24 protein-coding genes, 1 tRNA gene and 1 pseudogene are annotated in these 24093 nt (G+C 68.9%); 17 read left to right on the forward strand and 9 right to left on the reverse strand.

The annotated features are described in order from the left end of the window. Positions 1-3 precede the first annotated feature (3 nt). A complete protein-coding gene (locus AC1P0E_RS18615; protein WP_482743283.1) occupies positions 4-765 on the forward strand; it encodes a phosphoglyceromutase in 762 nt (253 codons plus the stop codon). 132 nt (positions 766-897) lie between these two features. Next, a complete protein-coding gene (locus AC1P0E_RS18620) occupies positions 898-1200 on the forward strand; it encodes a hypothetical protein (protein WP_482743284.1) in 303 nt (100 codons plus the stop codon). 79 nt (positions 1201-1279) lie between these two features. On the opposite strand, the gene AC1P0E_RS18625 is transcribed toward AC1P0E_RS18620, so the two are convergent. Together AC1P0E_RS18625 and phoU are read right to left on the reverse strand one after the other, a co-directional pair. Further along, positions 1280-1441, reverse strand: coding sequence for a hypothetical protein (locus AC1P0E_RS18625; RefSeq protein ID WP_482743285.1), 162 nt, complete (start codon positions 1439-1441; stop codon positions 1280-1282). 130 nt (positions 1442-1571) lie between these two features. After that, positions 1572-2270, reverse strand: coding sequence for a phosphate signaling complex protein PhoU (phoU, locus tag AC1P0E_RS18630; protein WP_482743286.1), 699 nt, complete (start codon positions 2268-2270; stop codon positions 1572-1574). 190 nt (positions 2271-2460) lie between these two features. Between phoU and phoR the strand changes: the two genes are divergently transcribed. Both phoR and phoP read left to right on the forward strand, forming a co-directional pair. After that, entirely contained in the window at positions 2461-3738 is a 1278-nt protein-coding gene (gene phoR / locus AC1P0E_RS18635; protein ID WP_482743287.1) for a two-component system sensor histidine kinase PhoR, read from the forward strand. After that, a complete protein-coding gene (phoP, locus tag AC1P0E_RS18640) occupies positions 3735-4421 on the forward strand; it encodes a two-component system response regulator PhoP (RefSeq protein ID WP_482743288.1) in 687 nt (228 codons plus the stop codon). The genes phoR and phoP overlap by 4 nt, the downstream gene beginning before the upstream one ends. Before the next feature lie 64 nt (positions 4422-4485). Here the strand turns inward: phoP and AC1P0E_RS18645 are convergent, their stop codons facing one another. Next, entirely contained in the window at positions 4486-5169 is a 684-nt protein-coding gene (locus tag AC1P0E_RS18645; protein WP_482743289.1) for a DUF461 domain-containing protein, read from the reverse strand. A gap of 567 nt (positions 5170-5736) precedes the next feature. On the opposite strand from AC1P0E_RS18645, the gene AC1P0E_RS18650 reads away from it, so the two are divergent. From AC1P0E_RS18650 to AC1P0E_RS18675, 6 genes are all read left to right on the forward strand, one after another. Further along, entirely contained in the window at positions 5737-6219 is a 483-nt protein-coding gene (locus AC1P0E_RS18650) for a CarD family transcriptional regulator (RefSeq protein WP_006380568.1), read from the forward strand. A gap of 344 nt (positions 6220-6563) precedes the next feature. After that, positions 6564-7322, forward strand: coding sequence for a 2-C-methyl-D-erythritol 4-phosphate cytidylyltransferase (gene ispD, locus AC1P0E_RS18655; RefSeq protein ID WP_482743290.1), 759 nt, complete (start codon positions 6564-6566; stop codon positions 7320-7322). Further along, entirely contained in the window at positions 7312-7806 is a 495-nt protein-coding gene (gene ispF, locus AC1P0E_RS18660; protein ID WP_482743291.1) for a 2-C-methyl-D-erythritol 2,4-cyclodiphosphate synthase, read from the forward strand. Before ispD ends, ispF begins: the two co-directional genes overlap by 11 nt. 253 nt (positions 7807-8059) lie before the next feature. After that, positions 8060-9463, forward strand: coding sequence for a cysteine--tRNA ligase (gene cysS / locus AC1P0E_RS18665; RefSeq protein ID WP_482743292.1), 1404 nt, complete (start codon positions 8060-8062; stop codon positions 9461-9463). A 79-nt stretch (positions 9464-9542) separates the two neighbouring features. Next, positions 9543-10499 (forward strand): 23S rRNA (guanosine(2251)-2'-O)-methyltransferase RlmB, encoded by a 957-nt coding sequence (gene rlmB / locus AC1P0E_RS18670; protein ID WP_482743293.1) that lies wholly within the window; start codon positions 9543-9545, stop codon positions 10497-10499. Positions 10500-10782: 283 nt separating this feature from the next. Further along, positions 10783-12471 carry a DoxX family membrane protein gene (locus AC1P0E_RS18675; protein WP_482743294.1) on the forward strand — a complete coding sequence of 563 codons (1689 nt, stop codon included), beginning with the start codon at positions 10783-10785 and terminating at the stop codon, positions 12469-12471. Positions 12472-12587: 116 nt separating this feature from the next. On the opposite strand, the gene AC1P0E_RS18680 is transcribed toward AC1P0E_RS18675, so the two are convergent. From AC1P0E_RS18680 to AC1P0E_RS18690, 3 genes are all read right to left on the reverse strand, one after another. After that, positions 12588-13313: a nucleotidyltransferase family protein gene (locus tag AC1P0E_RS18680; RefSeq protein ID WP_482743295.1), complete on the reverse strand. Its 726-nt coding sequence runs from the start codon at positions 13311-13313 to the stop codon at positions 12588-12590. A 39-nt stretch (positions 13314-13352) separates the two neighbouring features. Continuing rightward, positions 13353-13769: a hypothetical protein gene (locus AC1P0E_RS18685; protein ID WP_482743296.1), complete on the reverse strand. Its 417-nt coding sequence runs from the start codon at positions 13767-13769 to the stop codon at positions 13353-13355. A gap of 205 nt (positions 13770-13974) precedes the next feature. After that, entirely contained in the window at positions 13975-15111 is a 1137-nt protein-coding gene (locus AC1P0E_RS18690) for an ABC transporter ATP-binding protein (protein WP_482743297.1), read from the reverse strand. A 209-nt stretch (positions 15112-15320) separates the two neighbouring features. Between AC1P0E_RS18690 and AC1P0E_RS18695 the strand changes: the two genes are divergently transcribed. From AC1P0E_RS18695 to AC1P0E_RS18705, 3 genes and pseudogenes are all read left to right on the forward strand, one after another. Beyond that, positions 15321-15395: transfer RNA gene (locus AC1P0E_RS18695), tRNA-Thr, on the forward strand. 683 nt (positions 15396-16078) lie between these two features. Beyond that, positions 16079-16261, forward strand: coding sequence for a hypothetical protein (locus AC1P0E_RS18700; protein WP_482745981.1), 183 nt, complete (start codon positions 16079-16081; stop codon positions 16259-16261). Next, positions 16262-16532: pseudogene (locus AC1P0E_RS18705) on the forward strand (aldo/keto reductase); the annotation flags it as partial. Between the two features lie 189 nt (positions 16533-16721). Here the strand turns inward: AC1P0E_RS18705 and AC1P0E_RS18710 are convergent. From AC1P0E_RS18710 to AC1P0E_RS18720, 3 genes are all read right to left on the reverse strand, one after another. After that, the gene (locus tag AC1P0E_RS18710) at positions 16722-17450 is read right to left on the reverse strand and encodes a 4'-phosphopantetheinyl transferase family protein (RefSeq protein WP_482745802.1); all 729 of its coding nucleotides are present in this window, start codon (positions 17448-17450) and stop codon (positions 16722-16724) included. 701 nt (positions 17451-18151) lie between these two features. Beyond that, on the reverse strand, positions 18152-19408 hold the full coding sequence (locus tag AC1P0E_RS18715) for a helix-turn-helix domain-containing protein (RefSeq protein ID WP_482743298.1): 1257 nt from the start codon (positions 19406-19408) through the stop codon (positions 18152-18154). 170 nt (positions 19409-19578) lie between these two features. Continuing rightward, on the reverse strand, positions 19579-19728 hold the full coding sequence (locus AC1P0E_RS18720) for a hypothetical protein (protein WP_482743299.1): 150 nt from the start codon (positions 19726-19728) through the stop codon (positions 19579-19581). Between the two features lie 285 nt (positions 19729-20013). On the opposite strand from AC1P0E_RS18720, the gene AC1P0E_RS18725 reads away from it, so the two are divergent. From AC1P0E_RS18725 to AC1P0E_RS18740, 4 genes are read left to right on the forward strand one after another with little or no spacing between them, the layout of a single operon-like run. Next, positions 20014-20229, forward strand: coding sequence for an MbtH family protein (locus tag AC1P0E_RS18725; protein ID WP_482743300.1), 216 nt, complete (start codon positions 20014-20016; stop codon positions 20227-20229). Continuing rightward, positions 20226-21737 carry a condensation domain-containing protein gene (locus AC1P0E_RS18730; RefSeq protein ID WP_482743301.1) on the forward strand — a complete coding sequence of 504 codons (1512 nt, stop codon included), beginning with the start codon at positions 20226-20228 and terminating at the stop codon, positions 21735-21737. Before AC1P0E_RS18725 ends, AC1P0E_RS18730 begins: the two co-directional genes overlap by 4 nt. Then, entirely contained in the window at positions 21734-23041 is a 1308-nt protein-coding gene (locus tag AC1P0E_RS18735; RefSeq protein WP_482743302.1) for an MFS transporter, read from the forward strand. The genes AC1P0E_RS18730 and AC1P0E_RS18735 overlap by 4 nt, the downstream gene beginning before the upstream one ends. Before the next feature lie 8 nt (positions 23042-23049). Next, on the forward strand, positions 23050-24093 hold the full coding sequence (locus AC1P0E_RS18740; RefSeq protein ID WP_482743303.1) for a TauD/TfdA family dioxygenase: 1044 nt from the start codon (positions 23050-23052) through the stop codon (positions 24091-24093).

Here is a 24093-nt window from a genome sequence, read left to right on the forward strand (position 1 = left end):
CGCATGGCCGACGCACCGTACAAGCTGATCCTCCTCCGCCACGGCGAGAGCGACTGGAACGCGAAGAACCTGTTCACCGGATGGGTGGACGTCAACCTCACCGAGAAGGGCGAGAAGGAGGCGGTGCGCGGCGGTGAGCTGCTCGTCGACGCCGGCCTGCTCCCCGACGTACTGCACACCTCGCTCCAGAAGCGCGCCATCCGCACCGCCCAGCTCTCGCTGGAGGCCGCGGACCGCCACTGGATCCCCGTCCACCGCTCCTGGCGCCTGAACGAGCGCCACTACGGCGCCCTCCAGGGCAAGGACAAGGCGCAGACGCTCGCCGAGTTCGGCGAGGAGCAGTTCATGCTCTGGCGCCGCTCGTACGACACCCCGCCGCCGGTCCTCGAGGACGGCGCGCCGTTCTCCCAGTCCGACGACCCGCGCTACGCGACGATCCCGAGCGAGCTGCGCCCGCGCACCGAGTGCCTCAAGGACGTCGTCGAGCGCATGCTGCCGTACTGGTACGACGGCATCGTCCCGGACCTGCTCGCGGGCCGCACCGTCCTGGTCGCCGCCCACGGCAACTCGCTGCGCGGCCTGGTGAAGCACCTCGACGGCATCTCCGACGAGGAGATCACCGGCCTGAACATCCCCACCGGCATCCCGCTCTACTACGAGCTCGACGCCGACTTCCGCCCGGTCACCAAGGGCGGCAAGTACCTCGACCCGGAGGCCGCGAAGGCCGCCATCGAGGCCGTGAAGAACCAAGGTAAGAAGAAGTAACACGCACGGATCGAGCCCCCTGCCGCGGATCTTTCCGCGGCAGGGGGCTCGGCGTTGCGGCGTGACGAAGGCTCCTGACGGTCCGCTATGTATGCGGTACGCGATGTACGCACGAAGAGGCGAGCGCACGATATGAGCGACACCCTGCTGACCGCACTGGCCGCCACCATGGCGCAGTTGGTCACAGCCATCGACATGACGGACGAGGACGACGTCGATCCGGATCTGGCCACGACCTGGTTCGAAGACGTCGCCGACAACCTCGGCCGGCTCTCCGCCGAGGACCGTCACCGGCTCGCGGCGCTGTTCAGGGAAGCGGCCATGGAGGAGACGCGCCCGGAGTTCCGGGAGGCGATGCTGGAGGTGCCGGAGAACTTCGGCCTCGAGGACGACGATGACGACGATGACGAGTACGACGACGGGCACGCGGCGTAGGTCCGCCTGCTCCCGTACCTACGGAAGGGCCCCGTCCGCACTGCGGATCCACGGGGCCCTTCCGTACGCACTGGTCGAACTAGCCGCAGCAGCCGCCGCACTGGCACGGCGCGCCCGACTGGCAGCCGCAGCCGCAGCCCGACCCGCAGCCGCAGGCGCCGAGGACGGGCAGGGCCGGCCGGTGGCGGACCACTTCGACCGGCGGTTCCTGCTGGGAGTTGGGCGTGGGGGAATCGGCCATGAGGTTCCTCCTCGAAGGGGCACGTGGCGTACCTGCTGCCCATTGGATGCCCACTCCGGTGGGCGCATCAACGGCGCACACGCGCAATGCTCCGATTCTGCTCCGACTTATTACGGGGCCGGGGCCGGGGCTACTCGGCCTGCGCGGGCGGCGGAGCAGCGGCAGCGGCGGCCGCCGCCTGGAGCTCGTCAGCGTGCTCACCCGTCACCAGGTACACCACGCGCTTCGCCACGGACACCGCGTGGTCGGCGAACCGCTCGTAGTACCGGCCGAGCAGGGTGACGTCGACCGCCGTCTCGATGCCGTGCTTCCAGCGGTCGTCCATCAGGTGCTGGAACAGCGTGCGGTGCAGCAGGTCCATCTCGTCGTCGTCGTGCTCCAGCTGCAGCGCGAGGTCGACGTCCTTCGTGGTGATGACCTCCGCCGCCTTCGCCATCAGGCGCTGCGCGAGCTGGCCCATCTCCAGGATGGTCGCGTGCAGGTCGTGCGGTACGGCCGAGGCCGGGAAGCGCAGCCGGGCGAGCTTCGCCACGTGCTGGGCCAGGTCGCCCGAACGCTCCAGGTCGGCGCTCATCCGCAGCGAGGTCACGACTATCCGCAGGTCCGTCGCGACGGGCTGCTGGCGGGCCAGCAACGCAATCGCGCGGGCCTCCAGGTCGTGCTGGAGATCGTCGACCTTCTGGTCGGCGGCGATCACGCTCTCGGCGAGCTTGAGGTCCGCGTCGAGCATGGATGTGGTGGCCCGCCCGATCGCGGACCCGACGAGCCGGGCCATCTCGACCAGGGCTTCACCGATCGAGTCAAGTTCCTCGTGGTACGCGTCGCGCATGAAAGTCCCTCTCTTGTCCTTCTGAGGCCAGCCTCTGGACCCCACGCTCCCACGTTCTGTCCGTTACGCGTCCGCTTCCGGCACCCCAAGTGAACCAGCCCCATCCCCTCGGTGAACTCTGAGCGACGAGTGTTCGAGCGGCCACCCATTTGGCTGGGGCAGTGTCGTAGCCCCGGCATAACCTGGGTGCATGGACGTGAACGCGGCAGTCGCCGCAGCAGCAGCGATCGCCGGTCTGCTGACCGGTGTGATCGCCGTGCTGACGTTCCGCTGGAGCGAGCGCGAGCAGGCCAGGCCCAGCAGGTCCTCCATGCGGCCCGACGTCAACGCGGTGCTGCCGCCGGGCGTCGACACCGTGCTGTCCGTGCTCCGCTCCTCCGCCGTCGTACTGGACGAGAGCGACAGCGTCGTCAAGGCCAGCTCGGCGGCGTACGCACTCGGGCTCGTCCGGGGCGGAAAGCTGGCCGTGGACCCCATGCTCCACATGGCCCGCGACACCCGCCGCGACGGTGAGATACGCCAGGTCGAACTGGACCTGCCTCGCCGTGGCACGGGTCGCGGCGAGGCTCTCGCGGTCTCCGCCCGCGTCGCCCCGCTCGGCTCGCGCCTCGTACTGCTCCTGGTGGAGGACCTCACCGAGGCCCGCCGCATCGAAGCGGTACGGCGCGACTTCGTCGCCAACGTCAGCCATGAGCTCAAGACTCCTACCGGCGCGCTCTCGCTGCTCTCCGAGGCCGTCATGGACGCCTCGGACGACCCCGAGGCGGTCACCCGTTTCGCGGGCCGCATGCAGATCGAGGCGACCCGGCTCACCAATCTGGTCCAAGAGCTCATTGATCTTTCCCGAGTCCAGAACGACGACCCGCTGGAGGATGCAGAGCCGGTTCGCGTGGACGAACTGGTCGCCGAGGCCATGGACCGCAGCCGCCACGCCGCGTCCACCAAGAACATCACGATGGCGTCGGGCGGCACCGATGGCCTGCGCGTCTGGGGCAACCGGGGGCAGCTCGCCGCCGCCCTCGGCAATCTCGTCGAGAACGCCGTCAACTACAGCCCGGCCCGCACCCGCGTCGGCATAGCCGGCCGCCGGATCTCGGCCCCCGGCGGGGACCTGATCGAGATAGCCGTCACCGACCAGGGCATCGGCATCTCCGAGAAGGATCGCGAGCGGATCTTCGAACGCTTCTACCGCGTGGACCCGGCCCGCTCCCGGGCCACCGGAGGTACGGGCCTGGGCCTGGCCATCGTCAAGCACGTGGCCGCCTCGCACGGCGGAGAGGTCACGGTGTGGAGCTCCGAGGGACAGGGCTCCACCTTCACCCTGCGACTGCCCGAGGCAGCCGCTTCACGCGACCGGTCCCCGGTCGCCGCCCCGGGCGACGACGTCGACGACTGCGCAGACGACGCCGGCGGCCCGTACGAGACCACTGATCGCGCATCCATTCCCCACCCGGAGGTCCTTCCGTGACCCGAGTGCTCGTCGTCGAGGATGAGGAATCCTTCAGCGACGCCCTGTCCTACATGCTTCGCAAGGAGGGCTTCGAGGTCGCCATCGCGGCCACCGGCCCCGACGGGCTCGACGAGTTCGAGCGCAACGGCGCCGACCTCGTCCTGCTGGACCTGATGCTCCCGGGCCTGCCGGGCACCGAGGTTTGCCGTCAGCTGCGCAGCCATTCCAACGTTCCGGTCATCATGGTGACCGCCAAGGACAGTGAGATCGACAAGGTCGTGGGCCTGGAGATAGGAGCCGACGACTATGTCACGAAGCCCTTCTCCTCGCGGGAGCTGGTCGCCCGCATCCGCGCGGTCCTGCGCCGCCGCGGAGAGCCGGAGGAGGTCGCTCCGGCGGCCCTGGAGGCAGGCCCGGTCCGGATGGACGTCGACCGGCACGTGGTCACGGTCGGCGGCGGCAAGGTCGATCTCCCGCTGAAGGAGTTCGACCTCCTTGAGATGCTGCTGCGCAACGCGGGCAGGGTCCTCACCCGCATGCAGCTGATCGACCGTGTCTGGGGCGCGGACTACGTGGGCGACACCAAAACCCTCGACGTCCACGTGAAGCGACTCCGCGCCAAGATCGAACCGGATCCGGGCGCGCCGAGATATCTGGTGACGGTCCGCGGCCTGGGCTACAAGTTCGAACTAAGCATCTAGGGTGGCGTTTTTGGTTGTTGTCCGGCGGGGCGCCCCCATCAGCATGCTCTGTGCGGTACGGGCGTCAGTGGCCCGCGTCGTGCCCCTCGGCGGAGGACTGCGTGGCGCCCGCCGACGGGGTCGTGGACGCCGTGGAGCCCGCTGCGCCGGTGGCCCCCTCCGTCGGGGTGACGCCCGAGGGGGTCGTCGTCGCCGTCGCCGTACCGGACGGCGCCTGGGCCGGCTGCTTCGGGAGTTCGCTCGGGCCGACGTCCTTGAAGTAGTGCGTCGCCGGGACCACGAACGCCCGCAGCTCCACCGTGCCGGTCTCGCTGAGATCGAAGCTCACGGGCTGCGCGTCGCCGGCCTTCGCCGCCTCGCGGCCGTTCTCGATCACGGCGGAGGCGTTGCCCTCGCCGCCGAGGAGGAGCGAGCCGCCGGCGGGCACGGTCAGCGGGCCCGCGCCCTTGGCGGGCTTGAGGTTCACCTTGGCGCTGGTGCCGGGCAGCGTGACGGCTTCGAGCGTCTCCGCCTTGGTGCCGTTGTTGAAGATCATGCCGGTGACGACCGCGGGGCCTTCGGCGTCGAGCTTGGGCTGGGTGACGATCGTCGCGTTCTGGATCTTGATGTCGTCGACGGCGGTCGCGGCGTTGTCCGGCCTGACCCCCAGCGTCTGAGCGTCGTTGCCCGCACCACAGGCGGCAAGCGAAGCGATCGAGAACACGATGGCGGTGGCGGCGAGGACACCGCGTCGAAGGCTGCGGCTCACGGCGGAGGCATCTCCTGTTAGACGGGTTCGAGCGACGTAAAGCCGCTCTAAGGGTGTGTCAGCGCGCTTAGGTTACCGAGCCGTCGCCAGGCCCTCGCACCCGACCCGCCCCACCCCGCCCGCCCATACCGGCCACGGACGGCGCGGCGGCTTGTTTCGTACGCCGTTCACATATCCGGAGGAGGGTGTACGGGCGTCCCGAGTGCGGATTATCCGTAAGGAATGTATGGGGGTCCGGAGAATTGATCACCGCCGTACGTGATCAATTCCAGATTCGGGCCGAACGGGTGACCGGTCGGCGAACGGAGTACATCAAGTTCACCGCTTGGAACCCGGCAAAACGGGACTTTCAGCCTCTTCGGAGGGGTCTGCGATGTGTGTAACGTACGCGTTTCTCTCCGCCCGCACAGCCGCTCCGACCTGCGAATACCCGCTTCCGGAAGACCTGCGCAGCACGTTCCTGTTGCTGTTGTCAAGCCCCGAGATACGCCCTGACCTGCGGAAACGCCATTCAGAAGAAGCCGTATCCGTGTTACTCTGGATAGCCACGGAAGGGGTACCTGTCACATGACGTTCAAGGTTGGCGACACCGTGGTCTATCCCCATCACGGGGCCGCACTGATCGAGGCTATCGAAACTCGCCAGATCAAAGGTGTGGACAAGACCTACTTGGTGCTCAAGGTTGCCCAGGGTGACTTGACTGTTCGTGTGCCTGCGGACAATGCGGAGTTCGTCGGTGTACGCGATGTAGTCGGTCAGGAAGGGCTCGACCGGGTCTTCGAGGTGCTGCGCGCACCGTATGCCGAAGAGCCGACGAACTGGTCCCGGCGCTACAAGGCAAATCTCGAGAAGCTCGCCTCCGGTGATGTCATCAAGGTCGCCGAGGTAGTGCGCGACCTGTGGCGCCGTGAGCGTGAGCGCGGTCTCTCCGCAGGTGAGAAGCGCATGCTCGCCAAGGCGCGCCAGATCCTGGTGAGCGAGCTCGCACTCGCGGAGAACACCAATGAAGACAAGGCCGAGGCTCTGCTCGACGAGGTCCTCGCGTCCTGACTCCGGGTCCAGGGGCTTCTTCTCCTGATACCCAGTACGAGTAACGATGCCGTGGTGCCCGCTGACAAGGCTGTCCAGCCCTTGTTGCCGGGCACTGCGGCACGTTTCGTTTGTCCGCCGCGTTCTCCGGGCATCCCTGACGCCCGACCCCGCCTGCCCCTGATCCCCAGGTGCTCCGGATCCTCTGGTGTGCCGGGCCCGGGCAGCTGACTCGACCAGTCGTCACGGAAGGGGACGGTCAAGGCGTCGCGCCCGGCACGTTGTGGCCATACCCACGAAGGCCGCGGACACAAACCTGGCGGACCCGAACCCGTTCCCGAAGCTTGTCGGCCCCGGAGCTACCGATGACAGACGAATCCCGCCCCACACCCACTCCGCGCACCGCCGCCGTGATCCCCGCGGCCGGCCGCGGGGTACGGCTGGGCCCCGGCGCCCCCAAGGCGCTCCGCGCGCTGAGCGGCACACCCATGCTGATCCACGCGGTACGCGCCATGGCCAACTCCAGGGCGGTGTCGCTCGTCGTCGTGGTCGCCCCGAAGGACGGCGCCGTCGAGGTCAAGAACCTCCTCGACGAGCACGCGCTGCCCGAGCGGACGGACTTCCTGGTCGTACCGGGCGGTGAGACCCGCCAGGAGTCGGTGCGACTCGGGCTTGAAGCGCTGCCGGCCGACATCACGGCCGTGCTGGTGCACGACGCGGCGCGCCCGCTCGTACCCGTCGACACGGTCGACTCGGTCATCGAGGCCGTACGGGACGGAGCGCCCGCGGTGGTGCCCGCGATGCCGCTCACCGACACCGTCAAGGAGGTCGAGCCCGCGGAAGTGAAGGGCGAGCCCGAACCGGTCGTCGCCACTCCGGCGCGGGCGCGGCTGCGCGCCGTACAGACTCCACAGGGCTTCGACCGGGCCACGCTCGTGCGCGCGCACGAGACGATCGCGGCGGGCGGGGAAGGCGCGACGGACTGCGCCGGCATGGTCGAGCAGCTCGGCGTGCAGGTCGTGGTCGTACCGGGCCACGAAGAGGCATTCAAGGTGACACGGCCGCTGGATCTCGTCCTGGCCGAGGCGGTACTCGCCCGCAGGAGGGCCAACGATGGCTTCTGAGCTTCCCCCGCTACCGCTGGTCGGCATCGGGACCGACATCCACGCCTTCGAGGAGGGCCGCGAGCTGTGGTGCGGCGGTCTGCTCTGGGAAGGCGAGGGCCCCGGCCTGGCCGGCCACTCGGACGCGGACGTCGTCGCGCACGCCGCCTGCAACGCGCTCTTCTCCGCGGCCGGGCTGGGTGACCTGGGCGCGCACTTCGGCACCGGGCGGCCCGAGTGGTCCGGTGCGTCGGGCATCACGCTGCTGACGGAGGCGGCGCGGATCGTACGGGCCGAGGGTTTCGCGATCGGCAATGTCGCGGTCCAGGTCGTCGGCGTACGCCCGAAGATCGGCAAGCGGCGGGACGAAGCGCAGAAGGTGCTTTCGGCGGCGGTCGGGGCGCCGGTCTCGCTGTCGGCCGCGACGTCCGACGGCCTCGGCTTCACCGGCCGTGGCGAGGGCCTGGCGGCGATCGCCACGGCGCTGGTGCTCCGCGCGGGCTGAGCGGGACGGGCAAGCTGGGGCTCCGCCCCAGACCCGCTCCTCAAACGCCGGAGGGGCTGGGAGCTCTCCCCCACGCGGCCGGCGGAGCCGCAAATGGTGTTACAGCGGGAAGGGCCGCGGGGTGGCGGAAAAAGATCCGTGGGGGACGCCCGGCCCGTACGGGTGAACGGCGCGGAGGCCACCGCGGCGCCGCGCCGCACCCAGTACCAAAAAGGGTCGCAAGGCACTGTCGTCCGCCCACTACCCTGGTGTGGTGACTATTCGGCTGTACGACACCAGCGCCCGGCAGACTCGCGACTTCACCCCGCTCACGCCGGGCTGCGTCTCGATCTACCTCTGTGGCGCTACCGTGCAGGCCGCCCCGCACATCGGGCACATCCGGTCGGGCCTCAACTTCGACATCATGCGCCGCTGGTTCACCTACCGCGGTTACGACGTGACGTTCATCCGCAATGTCACGGACATCGACGACAAGATCATCAAGAAGTCGGCGGACCAGGGCCGCCCCTGGTGGTCCATCGGTTACGAGAACGAGCGCGCCTTCAACGACGGCTACGCCGCTCTCGGCTGCCTCCCGCCCACCTACGAGCCCCGCGCGACCGGCCACATCACCGAGATGGTCGAGATGATGCGCGGTCTCATCGAGCGCGGGCACGCGTACGAGGCCGAAGGCAACGTCTACTTCGACGTGCGTTCGTACCCGGACTACCTCGGGCTCTCCAACCAGGACCTGGACAATCTCCTCCAGCCGTCCGGCGAGGGCGAGACCGGCAAGCGCGACCCGCGCGACTTCGCCATGTGGAAGGCCGCGAAGCCCGGCGAGCCGAGCTGGGAGACCCCGTGGGGACGCGGGCGTCCCGGCTGGCACCTGGAGTGCTCCGCGATGGCCCACAAGTACCTGGGTACCGCCTTCGACGTCCACGGCGGCGGAATCGACCTGATCTTCCCGCACCACGAGAACGAGATCGCCCAGGCCAAGGCCTTCGGCGACGACTTCGCCAAGTACTGGGTGCACAACCACTGGGTCACCATGGCCGGCGAGAAGATGTCGAAGTCGCTGGGCAACTCGGTGCTCGTGTCCGAGATGGTCAAGGCGTGGCGCCCGATCGTGCTGCGCTACTACCTCGGTACGCCGCACTACCGCTCCGCCATCGAGTACAGCGAGGCAGCCCTGCGCGAGGCCGAGTCCGCCTTCGCCCGCATCGAGGGCTTCATCCAGCGCGTGGTGGAGAAGGCGGGCGGCGACGTCGAGCCCGCCGCCGACGTCCCGCCGGCCTTCGCCGAGGCGATGGACGACGACCTGGGCGTCCCGCAGGCGCTCGCGATCGTCCACACCACCGTGCGCCAGGGCAATTCCGCGCTGGCCGCCGACGACAAGGACGAGGCCGTCGCACGACTGGCGGAGGTACGGGCGATGCTCGGCGTCCTCGGCCTCGACCCGCTCTCCGAGCAGTGGTCGGGCGGCGGCACGGAGCGCGGCGAAGACCTCCACGGGGTCGTCGACACGCTCGTACGCCTCGTACTCGACCAGCGGCAGTCGGCCCGCGACCGCAAGGACTGGGCCGCGGCCGACGCGATCCGTGACCAGCTCCAGCAGACCGGCCTCGTGATCGAGGACAGTCCGTCGGGCCCGCGATGGAGTCTCGGTTCGCGCTGAGAGGCGCGCCGGTCATGGTACGGGGCACACTTTCACTTATACGTACGCACGTCTGAAGCAACGGAACAGGTAACAGGTCATGGCCGGGAACAGCCAGCGCAAGAACCGCCGCACGTCCAACAAGAAGGGCGCTACGGTCGGCAGCGGTGGCCAGCGGCGCAAGGGCCTCGAGGGCAGGGGCCCGACGCCGCCCGCCGAGGCCCGTAAGAAGCACAAGAAGAACCGCATCGCCACCGCCAAGGCCAAGCAGGCCGCGGTCCGCCGCCCGGCTCCGCGCCGCGGTGGCGCCAAGGGCACGTCCGAGATGGTCGTCGGCCGCAACCCCGTCTTCGAGGCGCTGCGCGACGGCGTCCCGGCGACGACGCTGTACGTCCAGCAGTACATCGACAACGACGAGCGGGTGCGCGAGGCGCTCCAGCTCGCGGGCGAGCGCGGCAACATCAACCTGATGGAGGCCCCGCGTCCGGAGCTCGACCGGATGACGAACGGCCTGAACCACCAGGGCCTCGTCCTCCAGGTCCCGCCGTACGAGTACGCGCACCCCGACGACCTCACGGCGGCGGCGTTCGACAAGCACGAGGACCCGCTGATCGTCGCCCTCGACGGCGTGACCGACCCGCGCAACCTCGGCGCGATCGTCCGCTCCGTCTCCGCGTTCGGCGGCCACGGCGTGGTCGTGCCGGAGCGCCGTGCGGCGGGCATGACGGCCGGCGCGTGGAAGTCCTCCGCCGGTACGGCGGCCCGTACGCCGGTCTCCCGTGTCACCAACCTGACGCGCGCCCTGGAGAGCTACCAGAAGGCCGGCATCACGGTCGTCGGCCTCGCGGCGGACGGCGAGCACACGGTCCAGGACCTGGAGCAGCTCGGCGGCCCGGTCGTCATCGTCATCGGCAGCGAGGGCAAGGGCCTCGGCCGCCTCGTCGGCGAGACGTGCGACTACCTGGTGCGCATCCCGATGCCGGGCGGCGCGGAGTCGCTCAATGCGGGTGTGGCGGCGGGCATCGTGCTGTGGGAAGCGGCTCAGCGCAGGCGTTGAGCGGGCGCGGGCACGCGAGGGTGCGGCCCGGGCCGGCTTTGCGCCGACGGACGGAGTCCGGCGCAGGCGGCCGAAGCCCGCGGAGCGGTGCGAGGGCGGCAGACGGGGGTGCCGCTCAATGCGGGTGTGGCGGCGGGCATTGTGTTGTGGGAAGCGGCGCAGCGCAGGCGTTGATTCGGTGCGGGGCGGCGGGGCCGGTTATGTCCCGGTAAGGGTGTCTTGACGGGTCTCGGACAGATCGGGAGCGTCAAGGCAGTGTCCTAACGACACATCACTCGGTTAGATGAGTGTGGACACCAGAACACCCGGGTTCGACGATCAGCCCGCCCTGAGCATGGTCAAGGTGCCCTGCGATCCGGCGCAGGTCATCGTCAACCACGCCAGCTTCCGCGTGCAGCTCGCCCCGGCCCAGAGCCGGCGGCCCGTCCCGCCGTACGCGGGGGCGGGCGGTGTGGGCAGTGGGCTGGGGGACACCGCGCGCATTCCGGCGATGGCCGGTGCGGCCGCGGCCCGACGGCGGGCGCCCGTCGTCTGGAGCGGGAAGTCCGAACCGGGAGACCCCGGCGCGACCGGGCTGCTCCAGGCCGTACGCGACTCCTCCGTCGGCGAGCGCCTAGACAGCGGCGCCACGCAGGTCATCCCCCGCGTGGGCGAGAACGCGGAGGACACAGCCGCGATCCCCACCGTCATCGGGCCGCGCGGCTCCGAGCCGCCCATGACGCAGATGCTGCCCAGAATGAAGCAGGCCGTCGGCGCGTACGACGTACCCGACCGGAACGGCGAAGACGCCTACGCCCGCCAGTTCGACGACGACGACTACGACGAGGACGAGTTCGGCGAGGACGGCGAGCGCGGCCGCCGCAACAGCGCCGACGCCGTCCGGCACGCGTACTACCCCGGGCGGCGGATGAACCTCGGTGTGGTGCTCTTGCCGCTCCGCGTGTTCCTCGGCTTCATCTCCATCTACGCCGGCATGGGCAAGCTCTGCGACCCCGTGTACTTCGACGGCGGCGAGCGCGGCTCGATGGTCAAGTGGCTTACGTCGCTGCACCCCTGGGCCCTCGCCGAGCCGCTGCGCGACTTCGCGCTGAGCCACCCGGTGGGCGCCGGCCTGACCGTGGCGTTCCTCCAGGTCGTCGTCGGCGTGCTGACGGTACTGGGGCTGTGGCAGCGCGTCGCGGCCTGCTTCGGGACGCTGCTCTCCGCCGCGCTGATCATGACGGTGAGCTGGAAGACCGTACCGGCGTACGACGCGCCCGACATCATCTACCTCGCCGCCTGGTCGCCCCTGATCATCGCGGGCGCGCCCGTCTACTCCGTCGACGGCCGGCTCGCCGGCGAGGCCTGGCGCAAGCTCGGACCGCGCTCGGAACTGTGGGAGCTGCGGCGGCGCGTACTGCGGCGCGGCGCCGTCGTCGCCTCCCTGGTGGTCGGACTGACGCTGCTCATCGGCTCGATGCTGGGTGGGGCGGTACGTTCCTCCGACATGGTGACCGTGCCGGGCCCGAACGACGACCCGACCAACCACCTCCCCGGGGCCCCGCTGCCCCAGGAGACCGGCAGCAGCACGGGCCGCGCCTCGGAGGGGCCCACCAGCCGCGCCCCCGCGCCCTCCGCCAGCAGCTCCGCCGGCCCCTCGGCCAGGGCCACGACGCCCGGCGCGGTCCGCGAGACCGCCACGGTGGGCACGGACGCGCAGCGGCCGAGCCAGACGCAGGGCAGCACGGCCGGCCAGGCCCCGCCCCAGCAGCAGCCCGCACCCCCGCAGCCTCCCACCACCAGCGCCGGACCGACCTCCAGCGGCGGCGGCACCGGCGGGACCACGGGCGGCGGCGGCACCACCGGCGGCGGCACGACGGGCGGCGGCACCGACGGCGGCACCACGGGCGGCAGCGGCACCGGCGGCAGTGGTGGCGGCAGCGGGAGCGGCGGCGGCAGCGGCGGCAGGGTGATCGGCGGCCTGCTCGGCTAGGCGACGGCCAGGCGGCTGCTGCCACGCCGTACGGCGAAGGGCCCGGCACACGCGGGATGTGTGCCGGGCCCTTCGCCGTACGCGTACGCCTGCCTGTACGCCTGTCCGGCTTCGCTTCAACCGCGCGCGGCGGCCAGCTCCTTGGCGGCCTCGCTCAGGTCCTTGGCCGTGTCGATGGCCCGCCAGTACGCCCCCTGTGGCAGCGGGAAGCCCGCCAGACGGCGCTCTCGCGCCAGACGGGGGAACGTGGTGCGTTCGTGGTCGCCGAGGTCCGGCAGAAGCTCTCTGAAGGCCGCTGAGAAGACGTACACGCCCGCGTTGATGAGGTAGGGCGAGGGCGGCGACTCGATGAAGTCCGTGATGTGGCCGAAGGTGTCCGTCTCGACGGCGCCCCACGGGATCCGGGGGCGGGCCAGGGCAAGGGTCGCGGTGGCGTCGCGCTCGGCGTGGAAGGCGGCCATGTCCTGGAGCGAGAAGCGCGTCCAGATGTCGCCGTTGGTCGCGTACCAGGGGAGCCCGGGATCAGGGAGGTGCGCGGCGGCGTACTTGAGGCCGCCGCCGCGGCCCAGTGGCTCGCTCTCCACCACGGTGGTGACACGCAGCGGGAGATCCGCGGAGTCCAGCCACTCCTGGAGCACGCCGGCGAGGTGGCCGCAGGAGACCACCGCGTCGGTGACTCCCTCTGCGGCGAGCCAGGAAAGCTGATGGCCGATGATCGGGGTCCCGGTTCCCGGGATCTCGACCATCGGCTTGGGGCGGTCGTCGGTGTACGGGCGCAGTCGCGAGCCCTGGCCGCCGGCCAGGACCACGGCCTGCGTCGGATACGTCGTCGTACGGGTCATACGGGGCACGATATGCGGCAGGCCGCCGTCGGCCGCCGCTCAGCCGGTCTGCTGGGCGACGCCGGAGGCGAAGGAGGTGTCGCACACGGGGCGCGAGAACGACTGCGCGCGCGTCGGGCCGTACTGCTTCACCGCGGCGCGGCCGAGCGAGCGGGCGATCGACATGCAGTGCTGGGCGAGCGAGGGGCGGCGCTCGACCTCGCGCTGGAGGTGCGTGAGCGCGACGCCGGGGTCCTTTTCCTGGAGTTCGAGGAGGAGCTTGTCGCGCAGAATGTCCTGCGGAGCGCGGGACTTGGCGCGTACGTTTACCTTCTCGGAGGACGCGGTCAGGACCTGCGCTTCGGGTCCGCTCGTGGACCACGGGACATTGGCCACCGCGAGGGTCCCGGAGAGCACGAGGACGACGGGCAGGACGAGAGCGAGACTTCGGCCGATTCGGCGGGCTGTGTGGGTCACGCGAGTGAGCGTAGCGGCCAGTAATGATTTGGCGACATTTAGTCACTCGCGTGGGTGATGGTTCGATGTCCTTTTTCGAATTACGTGTTGACGTACAGGGTTCGAAATGACCGATATGCCGGGGTATTTGTCGACACCTCGGGCCTCTGCGGAAACACGCGAAGGGCCCCGCACCGAGGTGCGGGGCCCTTCGGAGCTCAGCCGCTCAGTCGCTCAGGCGCTCGCCGGTCGACGAGGAGAAGACGTGCGTCTCGCCCACGCGCGGCACGACGTGCAGCTCGGCGCCCTTGTCCGGTACGGCGCGGCCGTTCACGCGGACGACGAGGTCCTTGTGCTCGCCGCCGACCTGCGCGCTGCCGTACACATAACCGTCGGCGCCCAGCTCCTCGACGACGTTGACCGTGACGGCCAGGCCGGCCGGGGCGTCGTCGGACGCCTTGGAGAGCGACGCGGCGGCGGCGCTGTTCTGCTCGAGGATGTCGAAGTGCTCGGGGCGGACACCGACCGTGACGGTCGTGTCGCCCCGGTCGGCGGCGGCGGAGAGCGCCTCCCGCGAGATCGGCACGACGCTGTTGCCGAACTTCACGCCGCCGTCGGTGATCGGGACCTCGACGAGGTTCATCGCGGGCGAGCCGATGAAGCCGGCGACGAAGAGGTTCGCGGGGCGGTCGTACATGTTGCGCGGCGAGTCGACCTGCTGGAGCAGACCGTCCTTCAGTACGGCGACCCGGTCACCCATCGTCATGGCCTCGACCTGGTCGTGCGTGACGTACACGGTGGTGATGCCGAGGCGGCGCTGGAGCGAGGCGATCTGCGTACGGGTCGAGACACGGAGCTTGGCGTCGAGGTTCGACAGCGGCTCGTCCATGAGGAAGACCTGCGGCTCACGCACGATGGCGCGGCCCATCGCGACGCGCTGGCGCTGACCGCCGGAGAGCGCCTTGGGCTTGCGGTCCAGGTACTCGGAGAGGTCGAGGATCTTCGCGGCCTCTTCGACCTTCTTGCGGATGTCGCTCTTGTTCACGCCGGCGATCTTGAGCGCGAAGCCCATGTTGTCGGCGACGGACATGTGCGGGTACAGCGCGTAGTTCTGGAACACCATGGCGATGTCCCGGTCCTTCGGCGGCAGGTGCGTGACGTCGCGCTCACCGATGCGGATGGCGCCGCCGTTGACGTCCTCGAGACCCGCGAGCATGCGCAGGGAGGTCGACTTGCCGCAGCCGGAGGGACCGACGAGGACGAGGAACTCGCCGTCCTCGACGTGAAGCTCGAGCTGGTCGACGGCGGGCTTGGTGGACCCCGGGTAGATCCGGGTGGCCTTGTCGAACGAGACAGTTGCCATGGTGATGTGCTCCTTCACCGGCAGGAACGTGCCGGACGATCCGTTGTAAGGGAGTGGTGTGGTCCAGAGACTGGACCTGCCGTGACGCTACCTGGCGATGCCGTTTCTGTCAGCAGGCGGCAGAGCGTCTGTCGATTACTTCGTGGATCGCGGAATCGGGCTCTGTGTAGAGTGTGGGAGCCTTCGCGCGCGGCTCAGACGTGCGTGATGCCTCCTTAGCTCAGTCCGGCCAGAGCAACGCACTTGTAATGCGTAGGTCGTCGGTTCGAATCCGACAGGGGGCTCAGAGAAGAACCGCAGGTCAGGCCTCTGACCTGCGGTTTCTTCGCGCTCTCGACCTTGGAATGTTCGCTTGTAGCGCTGTGGATGCCTGTGCATGAAATGCGTAGGTCAAGGGTTTCACTCTCTGGGGTCAAGGGTGTGCCTGGAGGTCAGGAATTCCGCTGACCTGCGCTTTCTCGGCGGTCGCTGAGGCGTGAGTCAGTATGAGCGAGACGCGCGGTGGCCGAGCGGTGGCCATGCGTGCAGTGGTGGTGCAGCTGCGGAGCTGCCGACGGAAGCCGTGTCGAGTATCGATCTTGTGACCTTTCGACAATGCGGTGTTCGGGCACGTCGTCTGCGCTACGCGTCGAGCTTCTCGTTAATCTGCGCGCCCACGCGCTATACCCCGCCGTCAGTGATCTTCGCGTCACGCAGCTGGGCCCACCGCTCCAGGACGGGCCGTTTCATGAAATGCCACGCCGGCCATAACCTGCCGCGTCGACTCATCCTGCTCTCACTGACCGACAGCGCAACCGATCAACGCCTACGAGAATCTTGGAGATGGTCCGCTTCGTCGAGCACGGCCAGACCGTGCACATGGTTCCTCTCCTGGACGACGGTGTAGCGGTAGACACCCCGGAGGGGGTCTGGCGCGAGCCGAGCGCCTCCTCGATCAGTAGGCTCTTTTCAGCGGTGACGCTCCAGGATGAAGATGGCTCCGGCGCGCTTGTGTTTCGGTCATGACCCGGTTGACGGTCTTCTCGCCGTGCGCGCCGTCCAGCAGGGCGAAATCGTGGTCGTTCTCGCGCAGGACCTTCAGCAGGCTCGGGGCGCGTTCGGCGAGCAGGTGGATGACCGCGGTGGCTGCGCCCAGGAGCAGGTCGCCTGAGTACCGTACTTTCCGCTCGGCAGCGCCTTTCCGGCTTCCCCAAGGTGACCGACGAGCAGACTGTCATCGCAGCCGCCCACGATCTCGGCAGCATGCCCTCACAGGTGGGCCTCGCCTGGATGCTCCACCACGTCCCCAACGTGCACCTCATCCCGGGAACAGCCGACGCCGACCACCTCGAAGCCAACGTCGCCGCCGGGCGATCACGCTCGGCGAGGCGACGCTTGCCGCACTCGACGCCATCTCCTCCCGCTCGGTCGAGGCCTCCTGAACCTGTCGTTCCGAGAACGAAGCCAGGACGACACTGAACGGCGCCGAGCGTCGCCGGACCAGCGACGATCTCAGGAGAAGCCTCGCATCGGCGGGACTGGTCACCGCCAAAGCAGCTGCGGACCTTATGTTCACTCCTGCGCGGCTGTAGCCATATCTCAACGATCATGTTCGGGTGAGATACGGCTACTCACCATGGAGCTGGCTGCACAGGAAGGACTCCACACTCTGATGGGATTGGCGAGGTGACCACCACGGTCGTGGCCATGTGGCCGTCCCCGCAGCTACCCCGAGTCTGCCAGCGACCCGTGAAGCGCGAGAGCCGCTCTCCGGCCACGATCGGGCCGGGAACGCGGAGGATCCCCGTGAAAGTCCCGCGAACCTGGTCAGTCGGGACGTGCGGTACGACAGCGCAATCGTGGAAGTCCAGCCACCGCCCGGTCAAGGGGAACCATGCCTTGTAGATGCTCTCCTTGGCACTGAAGATCAGCCGGTCCCAGGGCACGTCCGGGCGGCGTTCCTTGAGCCGTGCGACGGTGTCTCGCTCCTCCGGGAGTAGCGTTGCGTCGACCACTTCGGCCGGCAGCGGAGCATACGGCTCGGCGTCCACCCCAATGGCGACGACCGGGCCCCGGAGCGCCACTGCGGCGGCACGATAGCCGGCGCAGTGTGTCATGCTCCCGACGACGCCGTCGGGCCAAATGGGGGCCCGCCTCGGTCCTGGCAGGATCGGCTTCGGCGCGATCCCGAGACGGGCCAGGGCGGTACGGGCGCACATTCGTACGGTGGTGAATTCCAGCCTGCGCTGCTCGACGGCCCTGATCACCAGCGCGGTCTCCTCCGGGTACAACAGGGCCTCAGGGGGGTCGAAGAACCGTTCCTCGACCTCCACGCCCGAGGGCAACAGCTTGGTTAGCAGCCCCGGCTCGTGTATGGGATCGGTGGCAAGGGCGGTCGCGGTCGTGAGAAGTATGCCGTGCTCGGCCATATCTCGAAGTCCTTCTTCCGTCGGTCGATAAAAGTGCTGCCAGAGGGCTGCACAAGTCGACTGTCGGTTAATCGCGGTGTCCGGTGGACTGCACGGCGCACGGCCCGCCTTGGCGAGTACCTGAATGCGAGGCGGGGCGCCGAAGTGGGGCTGGTTCTGGGCGGTGATGTACCCGAAGGCGGGCATGTGGACAGGAGCGGTCAAGGCAAGGCGACTGATCTGTCCAGGCCGAAATGACCGAAGCAGGACCCGCCGAGTCCGCCGTTATCAGGTCCCCGGTCCGCATCAAGGGCAGCATTCGGGCAGCGATCACCGTCGGGGTCTGTCACCGCAGTTCCCTCATCCGGCCCTCGATCGAGTCGACCTTCGAGCCCTTCGCCGGCAGCTCGCGCTTCGGTGTCCGGTCTGGGGCCAGAGCCGCCTGATCGTGTTCCACGATCCCCAGATGCTGTGATCGTCCGGATGAGCATCCGATGCAGCCGACGGACATCTGCCCAGTCCTCCATGAGGATCACCCGTTCCTCCTGATCGTGATCGTCAAGTCCAGGGCCGGATGGCGATCACGAAGCGGGTTTATGGGTGATGCACCGTCAGAAGAGTTGAGTTCAACCGCCGCCGAGACCCACCACGACTCAGACAGACTTTGACGACTGAACAGAGGCCAGGGTTTCTGCAAGGCTCTTCCAGATCTCCGCGGCCAAATCCATGTTCGATGCCTCATGTGCCTCCCGCGCCAGCTTCTCGATGGCGTGCACACCGACGTCAATCCGTCCGGACATGATGTCGAGGAGATGGCCGAGTACCTCGAAGCGGACCTTGTCGCGGAACTCAAGCTGATCAGCTTCGGAGGCGATCTGCTCACACAGTGCGCGTGCTGCGTCGAGTTCCCCTGCCTGGAACAGGGCATGGGCGCGGATCGTGCGGAACTCCAGGTGCTGCCGGGGGGTTCCGACCAGGTTGAGGGCCGGCTCCACGTCGGCGATGACCTGCTGAGCGTCCGCCAGCCGACTGGGATGCATCTGCAGGTAGAGCGATGCGGCGGCGAAGCGCAGCCGCATCCACAGGTCGAGGTCGTCGTTGCTGCTGCTCAGCTCGAGGGCCTCGCCCAGTCGGGTCGCGGCGGTCGTGTGGTTTCCGTGCCGGACATAGACACTGGATGCGGTCCACAGGGCCTCGACCCGGAGGGTCCCCGAGGCGTCCTGCGAGAGCACTTCGAGGTCCCCCACGTGCTTCAGCGCGTCGGGCAGCCGACTCACCTCGGCCTCCGTGGAGATCAGCACCATAAGGGTGCGCACCACATCGGCCAGTGGCAGCTCGTGCTGGATCGCATCCGCGTACGCGTCAGACGCGAAGACATTGGCCGCCTTCATGTCGCCCATGGAGCGGTGGAGGCGGGAGAGCAGGACACGGGAGCGGACCCGCAGCTCCGGCACCCCGCTCTCGTCAGCGGCCGTCAGCAGCTCTTGGCTCACGGCCAACTGCTCGTCGCGCGAGGTGCGTTCCATCTGGACCCCGACCAGGGACCACAGGGCCATCCACCGCAACGGGATCGGTAGGTCGGTTTGGTCGCGCGCGACGCGTTCGAGTAGGACGCCGACCTGGGCGTCGCCGCTGTCCGGAGCGGTGATCGCCTTGACCAGGTCCTCGGTCGGCGCCCTTTCCGCACGGGGCGGCCCCTCGAACGCGGAGACGGGCACGTTCAATTGCGCGGCGAGGTAGGCGAGAACCTTCGGCGTGGGCGGCCGCGCACCGGACTCCAGCCGGGACAGGTAGCCCGGAGACATGCTGTCCCCAGCCAGCTTTGCCTGGGAGAGGCCTCCTTCCTGCCTGAGTGTGCGCAGTCGCCTGCCGAAATGTGGCTGATCGATCACCGCAGTAACCCCTTCCATGCCAGGCGGTGTACGTAAGGGGGGTGGGAATCGACCGCGCGCGGTCGATTCCCACCCCCCTGCTGGCAGCTTGACGGTTGCCAGAATGTTTGTCAATTTTTGGTAACTCCGAGCGCTGTCAATTTGGCAACACCAGGCAAGCTCTGCAAGCGGATTTGACGCGAAGACCCTTAGGGCCAGTCGATCGCCAGGGTGGCGAAGGCCGCTGCGGAGGTGACGGTGGGCGCGTCCCCCGCCTGCGGGGTGGTCGCGACGTGGGTGATACCGACGAGGGCGGCGAACAGGCTCAGAGCGGTGCCGAAACGGGCTATGTGTCGCATGTCGGGATCCCCCAGATGAGAACGCACCTGTTCACCAGGTGTGTCGTGTGTATGGAGCACTGCCGGCGGTCAGGGCCGGGAGGGCTTGGCTGCCATGCACCGGTCGTGTCGACCGAGGCGGGCGGAGCTCACGTTAATGGATTGGCACAGCATTGACAATGACTTGTCGGAATGATGATCAGTGTGCCAAAGTCGTGTCATCGATGTGTCAATTCGTGTCGTGGAAGACGGCACAGCGTTGCCGCGCCGTTCTGGCGTTCCGGCAACCCCGAGGAGTGAGGCTTGATGCTGAATCCGCTCGACGATCCCCAAAGCCGGTTCGTCGTGGTGACTAACGATGACGGTCACCATGCGCTCTGGCCGGAGTTCTCCGTCGTACCCGCGGGATGGGCCGTCGTACACGGGCCGTCGGACCGGTCGTCGTGCCTCGACTACGTCAACGGGCACTGGACGGACATGCGGCCGCTCAGCCTCGTGACGCAGATGGCGGCGGACCGGTGACCATCGCTGCCGAGCAGAGCGGTGCCCTCCAGCTGGACGCCGCCGGACGGATCACCGCGCAGACGCGGCTGGACTCCATGTCGCCGGCGAAGCGTGCGCTTCTGGCGAAACGCCTGGCAGGCCGCGGAGCGGGCTCCCGTGCCGCCGCGGCGCCTAAGGCCGGGGTGACTCTCCCCGCGCTCTCCGCCGCTCAGCGGCGCGGGCCGCTCAGCTTCCCGGAAGAGCGCTTCTGGATCGCGTACACCTTCGAGGACCAGTCGTCCGCCTATCACGTGCCGGTCACCCTGCACCTCAAGGGAGAGCTGTCCGTGCCCGCCCTCACGGAGGCGCTGCGGACCCTGACCGCCCGGCACAGCATCCTGCGCACCCGCTATCCGATCGGCCCCGAAGGCGAACCGACCGCCGTGGTCGGCGACCCCGAGCCCGTCGAGCTGCCGCTCAGGGACGTGGTGGGCGACCCGTGGGAGCTGCTCGACCGTGCCACCAACGCGCCGTTCGACCTGGAGCTCGACGCGCCGATCCGTCCCCTGCTGCTGCGGCTCTCCGACGACGAGCACTACCTGCACATCACGCTGCACCACATCGTCACGGACGCCTGGGCGACCAACATTCTGCTGCAGGAGCTGACGACCGCATACACCGCGCACGCCCACGGCGAGCGGCCCATGCTTCCCGAACTCACCATCCAGTACCGCGACCACGCACACTGGCAGCGCGCCCAGGCCGAGCGGTTCGCCCGGCAGCTGGCGTATTGGCAGGAGACGCTCGACGGCGCGCCGCAAGACCTGGGGCTGCCCACCGACCGGCCCAGACCGCCGGAGCACCGGCCCTTGGTGCCAGGCCGCTGCTTCACCGCCGCAATCCCGGCGGAGCCGACCCTCCAGCTGTCCCGGAGCACCGGGACCACCCTGTTCATGGTGCTGCTCGCGGCGTACTCGGCGGTCCTCGGTCGCCGCGCGGGCGACCAGGAGGTGGTGGTCGGCACACCGGTGGCGTGCCGATCCGACCCAGCGCTCGATCCGTTGATCGGATGCTTCATCAACACGCTCGCGATGCGGACGGACCTGTCCGGCGACCCCACCGCCGCCGGGCTGCTCTCCCGCGTACGGGAGCGCACGCTTCATGCCTACGAGAACCAGGACGTGCCGTTCCAGCAGGTCATCGAAAGCGTGGGCAGACGGACCGACGGTCGCAAGGCCTTGTTCCAGGCCTGGCTGGCCCTGCAGAACGTGCCCGACGCACCGCTGGAGATGACCGGCCTCGAGGTCGAGGAGACGCCCGACATCGTCAAGGCGACGAAGTTCGACCTCACCTTCCATCTCCTCCCGATGGCGGACCGGTTCGAACTCCGCATCGAGTACGACAGCTCGCTCTTCGACGAGGTGACGGTGCGCGGTCTGGTCGAGGAGTTCAGCGCCTGGCTCACGGCCGCCGCGGCGGATCCGGACCGGCGGCTTTCCGAGATCGCTCCCCCTGTTTCCGATCTGGAGGTTTCCCCGTGTCCGTGACCGCCAAGCCGGGCTCCCTGTTCCGGCACCGAAGTTTCTTCCTCTTGTGGTCCAGTCAGTCCGTGTCGTTCCTCGGGACGCAGATCACCTATGTGGCACTTCCCCTGACCGCGGTGCTTGTCCTGAACGCGACGCCGATGGAAGCCGGCCTGGTGGGGGCGCTCGAGAAGCTGCCCTTCCTCTTGTTCGGGCTCTTCGTCGGCGTGTTCGTGGACCGCCGGGCCCGACGCCCTATCCTCATCTGGACCAACGCCGTACGGTTCGCCGCGCTGATCTGGATCCCGGTCGCCTACCTGCTGGACATGCTGACCATGGGGCAGCTGTTCCTGGTCGTCTTCGTCGTCGGCACGATGACTGTCTTCTTCGAGATTGCCTATCCGTCCTACGTCCCCGGCCTGGTCGGCCGCGAACGGCTGATGGAGGCGAACAGCAAGTTCCAGGTCTCGGAATCGGTGGCGGAAGTCGCCGGTCCTGGCATTGCGGGTGTGCTGATCAGCGCGCTGAGCGCGCCGGTGGTGATCCTTCTGGACGCCGTGAGCTACGCCGTCTCCGCCCTGGCCCTCGCCAAGCTGCCCGAGGACGATGCTCCCCGCACCGACGTCCACACCGACCGGAAGGCGCCCTCGGTGTGGACGTCGGTGCGTGAGGGCTTCAGCGTGATCAAGCAGCACGCCGTACTGCGCTGGTGCACCGTGGCAGCCGTCTTCACGAGCCTTTCCTTCAGTGCCGTGATGGCGGTGTACTTCCTCTTCCTCATCAAGGAGGCCGAAGTCGGAGCGGCCGCGATCGGCGTGATCACGGCCGTCGGCAGCGCCGGTGCCCTCTGCGGAGCGCTGGTCGCCGACCGGCTGACCCTCCGCTGGGGTGTCGGCCCGACGCTGGTCCTGTCCCTGATCTTCCCGGCGCTGGGCTACCTCGTCCTCGCGAGTGTGCACGGGAACTCCTTCGGAGCGGTCGCGACCGCGGCGGTCGCGAGCTTCATCGCCCTCTTCGGCATCCCTGTCTTCGACGTGACGGTCATCAGCTACCGGCAGGCGGTGACCCCCGACCACCTGCTGGGGCGGGTCAACGCCACGGTGCGCACCTTCGCCTGGGGCGCTCTTTCGGTGGGCTCGCTGCTCGGCGGTGTGCTCGGCACGGTCCTGGGCCTCCGACAGGCCGTCCTGGTGTCGGCGATCGGCCTGCTCCTTCCGTCCCTGATCCTCTTCCTCTCCCCGGCTCGCCGCGTGCGCAGGCTGGACGAGGCCGCACAAACCCCGGCCGAGCCCGATTCCCCCCAGCCGGCTCTTCCCCTCGACCAGTGAGGACCATCATGACCACCACGTCTCCCACGAGTGCCCGGGGCGTCCGTCGCAGGGTTGCCGTGTCCGGCACCCAGGAGCTCGTTTCCGTCCGCCACAGCCCGCACTCCGTCATCTCCGTGATCGAGCCCACCGCGCCCTCGGTCGACCTCGCCTACTGGGTGCGCGGCAACCGCTCCCGCGTCGAGGAACTGCTGGGCGAGCGCGGCGCGTTGCTCTTCCGGGGCTTCCCCGTATCCCGGGCCGCGGACTTCCATGCCGTCGTCAAGGAATGGTCCCCCCGGCTGCTCAACTACACCTACGGATCCACGCCGCGCAGCCGCTCGGACGTGTCCGGTGTGTACACGTCCACCGAGTACCCCGCCGACCAGACCATTCCGCAGCACAACGAGATGGCCTACGCGCGGATCTGGCCGACGTACCTGTGGTTCTACTGCGACCAGGCCGCCGCCGCGGGCGGTGCGACCCCGCTGGCGGACAGCCGCCGGGTCGCGGCCCGCCTGGACCGGTCGCTGCTCGACGAGTTCGCCCGGCGAGGCGTGCGCTACGTACGCAACTACGGGACCGGGTTCGACCTGAGCTGGCAGCAGGCCTTCGAGACCGAGGACCGTGCCGAGGCCGAGACTCTCTGCCGGGCCCAGGGGATCGAGTTCACCTGGCACGGGGACGACCGGCTCCGCACCTCACAGAACTGCCAGGCCGTGATCGAGCACCCGGTGACCGGGGCGGAGATCTGGTTCAACCAGGCGCACCTCTTCCACACCTCCGCCCTGCCCGCGGAGGTGAGCGCCGAACTGTTGGACGGCGACCCCGCGGACATCCCGCGGCAGGTCCACTACGGCGACGGCGAGTCCATCGAGGACGCCGTTCTCGACGAGGTACGCGCGGCCTTCGCCGCCGAGACGGTGCGCGAGCCCTGGCAGGAGGGCGACGTCCTGCTCATCGACAACATGCTCGTCTCGCACGGGCGGGACCCGTACGAGGGCCCGCGCCGGGTCCTCGTGGCGATGACCGACGAGCACAACGGCTGTCACGACGAATGTACGGGGGAATGA

Source organism: Streptomyces sp. TRD_SC_5, from assembly GCF_056836825.1.

Excerpts from the sequence above, each read along its gene's own strand:
- AC1P0E_RS18650 (WP_006380568.1), top strand. The coding sequence starts at position 5,737 with ATGACGTTCAAGGTTGGCGACACCGTGGTCTATCCCCATCACGGGGCC.
- AC1P0E_RS18620 (WP_482743284.1), top strand. The coding sequence starts at position 898 with ATGAGCGACACCCTGCTGACCGCACTGGCCGCCACCATGGCGCAGTTG.
- AC1P0E_RS18700 (WP_482745981.1), top strand. The coding sequence starts at position 16,079 with ATGAAGATGGCTCCGGCGCGCTTGTGTTTCGGTCATGACCCGGTTGAC.
- AC1P0E_RS18715 (WP_482743298.1), bottom strand. The coding sequence starts at position 19,408 with ATGGAAGGGGTTACTGCGGTGATCGATCAGCCACATTTCGGCAGGCGA.
- AC1P0E_RS18615 (WP_482743283.1), top strand. The coding sequence starts at position 4 with ATGGCCGACGCACCGTACAAGCTGATCCTCCTCCGCCACGGCGAGAGC.
- AC1P0E_RS18625 (WP_482743285.1), bottom strand. The coding sequence starts at position 1,441 with ATGGCCGATTCCCCCACGCCCAACTCCCAGCAGGAACCGCCGGTCGAA.
- AC1P0E_RS18690 (WP_482743297.1), bottom strand. The coding sequence starts at position 15,111 with ATGGCAACTGTCTCGTTCGACAAGGCCACCCGGATCTACCCGGGGTCC.
- AC1P0E_RS18680 (WP_482743295.1), bottom strand. The coding sequence starts at position 13,313 with ATGACCCGTACGACGACGTATCCGACGCAGGCCGTGGTCCTGGCCGGC.
- phoR (WP_482743287.1), top strand. The coding sequence starts at position 2,461 with ATGGACGTGAACGCGGCAGTCGCCGCAGCAGCAGCGATCGCCGGTCTG.
- rlmB (WP_482743293.1), top strand. The coding sequence starts at position 9,543 with ATGGCCGGGAACAGCCAGCGCAAGAACCGCCGCACGTCCAACAAGAAG.
- AC1P0E_RS18720 (WP_482743299.1), bottom strand. The coding sequence starts at position 19,728 with ATGCGACACATAGCCCGTTTCGGCACCGCTCTGAGCCTGTTCGCCGCC.
- phoU (WP_482743286.1), bottom strand. The coding sequence starts at position 2,270 with ATGCGCGACGCGTACCACGAGGAACTTGACTCGATCGGTGAAGCCCTG.
- ispF (WP_482743291.1), top strand. The coding sequence starts at position 7,312 with ATGGCTTCTGAGCTTCCCCCGCTACCGCTGGTCGGCATCGGGACCGAC.
- AC1P0E_RS18740 (WP_482743303.1), top strand. The coding sequence starts at position 23,050 with ATGACCACCACGTCTCCCACGAGTGCCCGGGGCGTCCGTCGCAGGGTT.
- AC1P0E_RS18675 (WP_482743294.1), top strand. The coding sequence starts at position 10,783 with ATGAGTGTGGACACCAGAACACCCGGGTTCGACGATCAGCCCGCCCTG.
- AC1P0E_RS18725 (WP_482743300.1), top strand. The coding sequence starts at position 20,014 with ATGCTGAATCCGCTCGACGATCCCCAAAGCCGGTTCGTCGTGGTGACT.
- ispD (WP_482743290.1), top strand. The coding sequence starts at position 6,564 with ATGACAGACGAATCCCGCCCCACACCCACTCCGCGCACCGCCGCCGTG.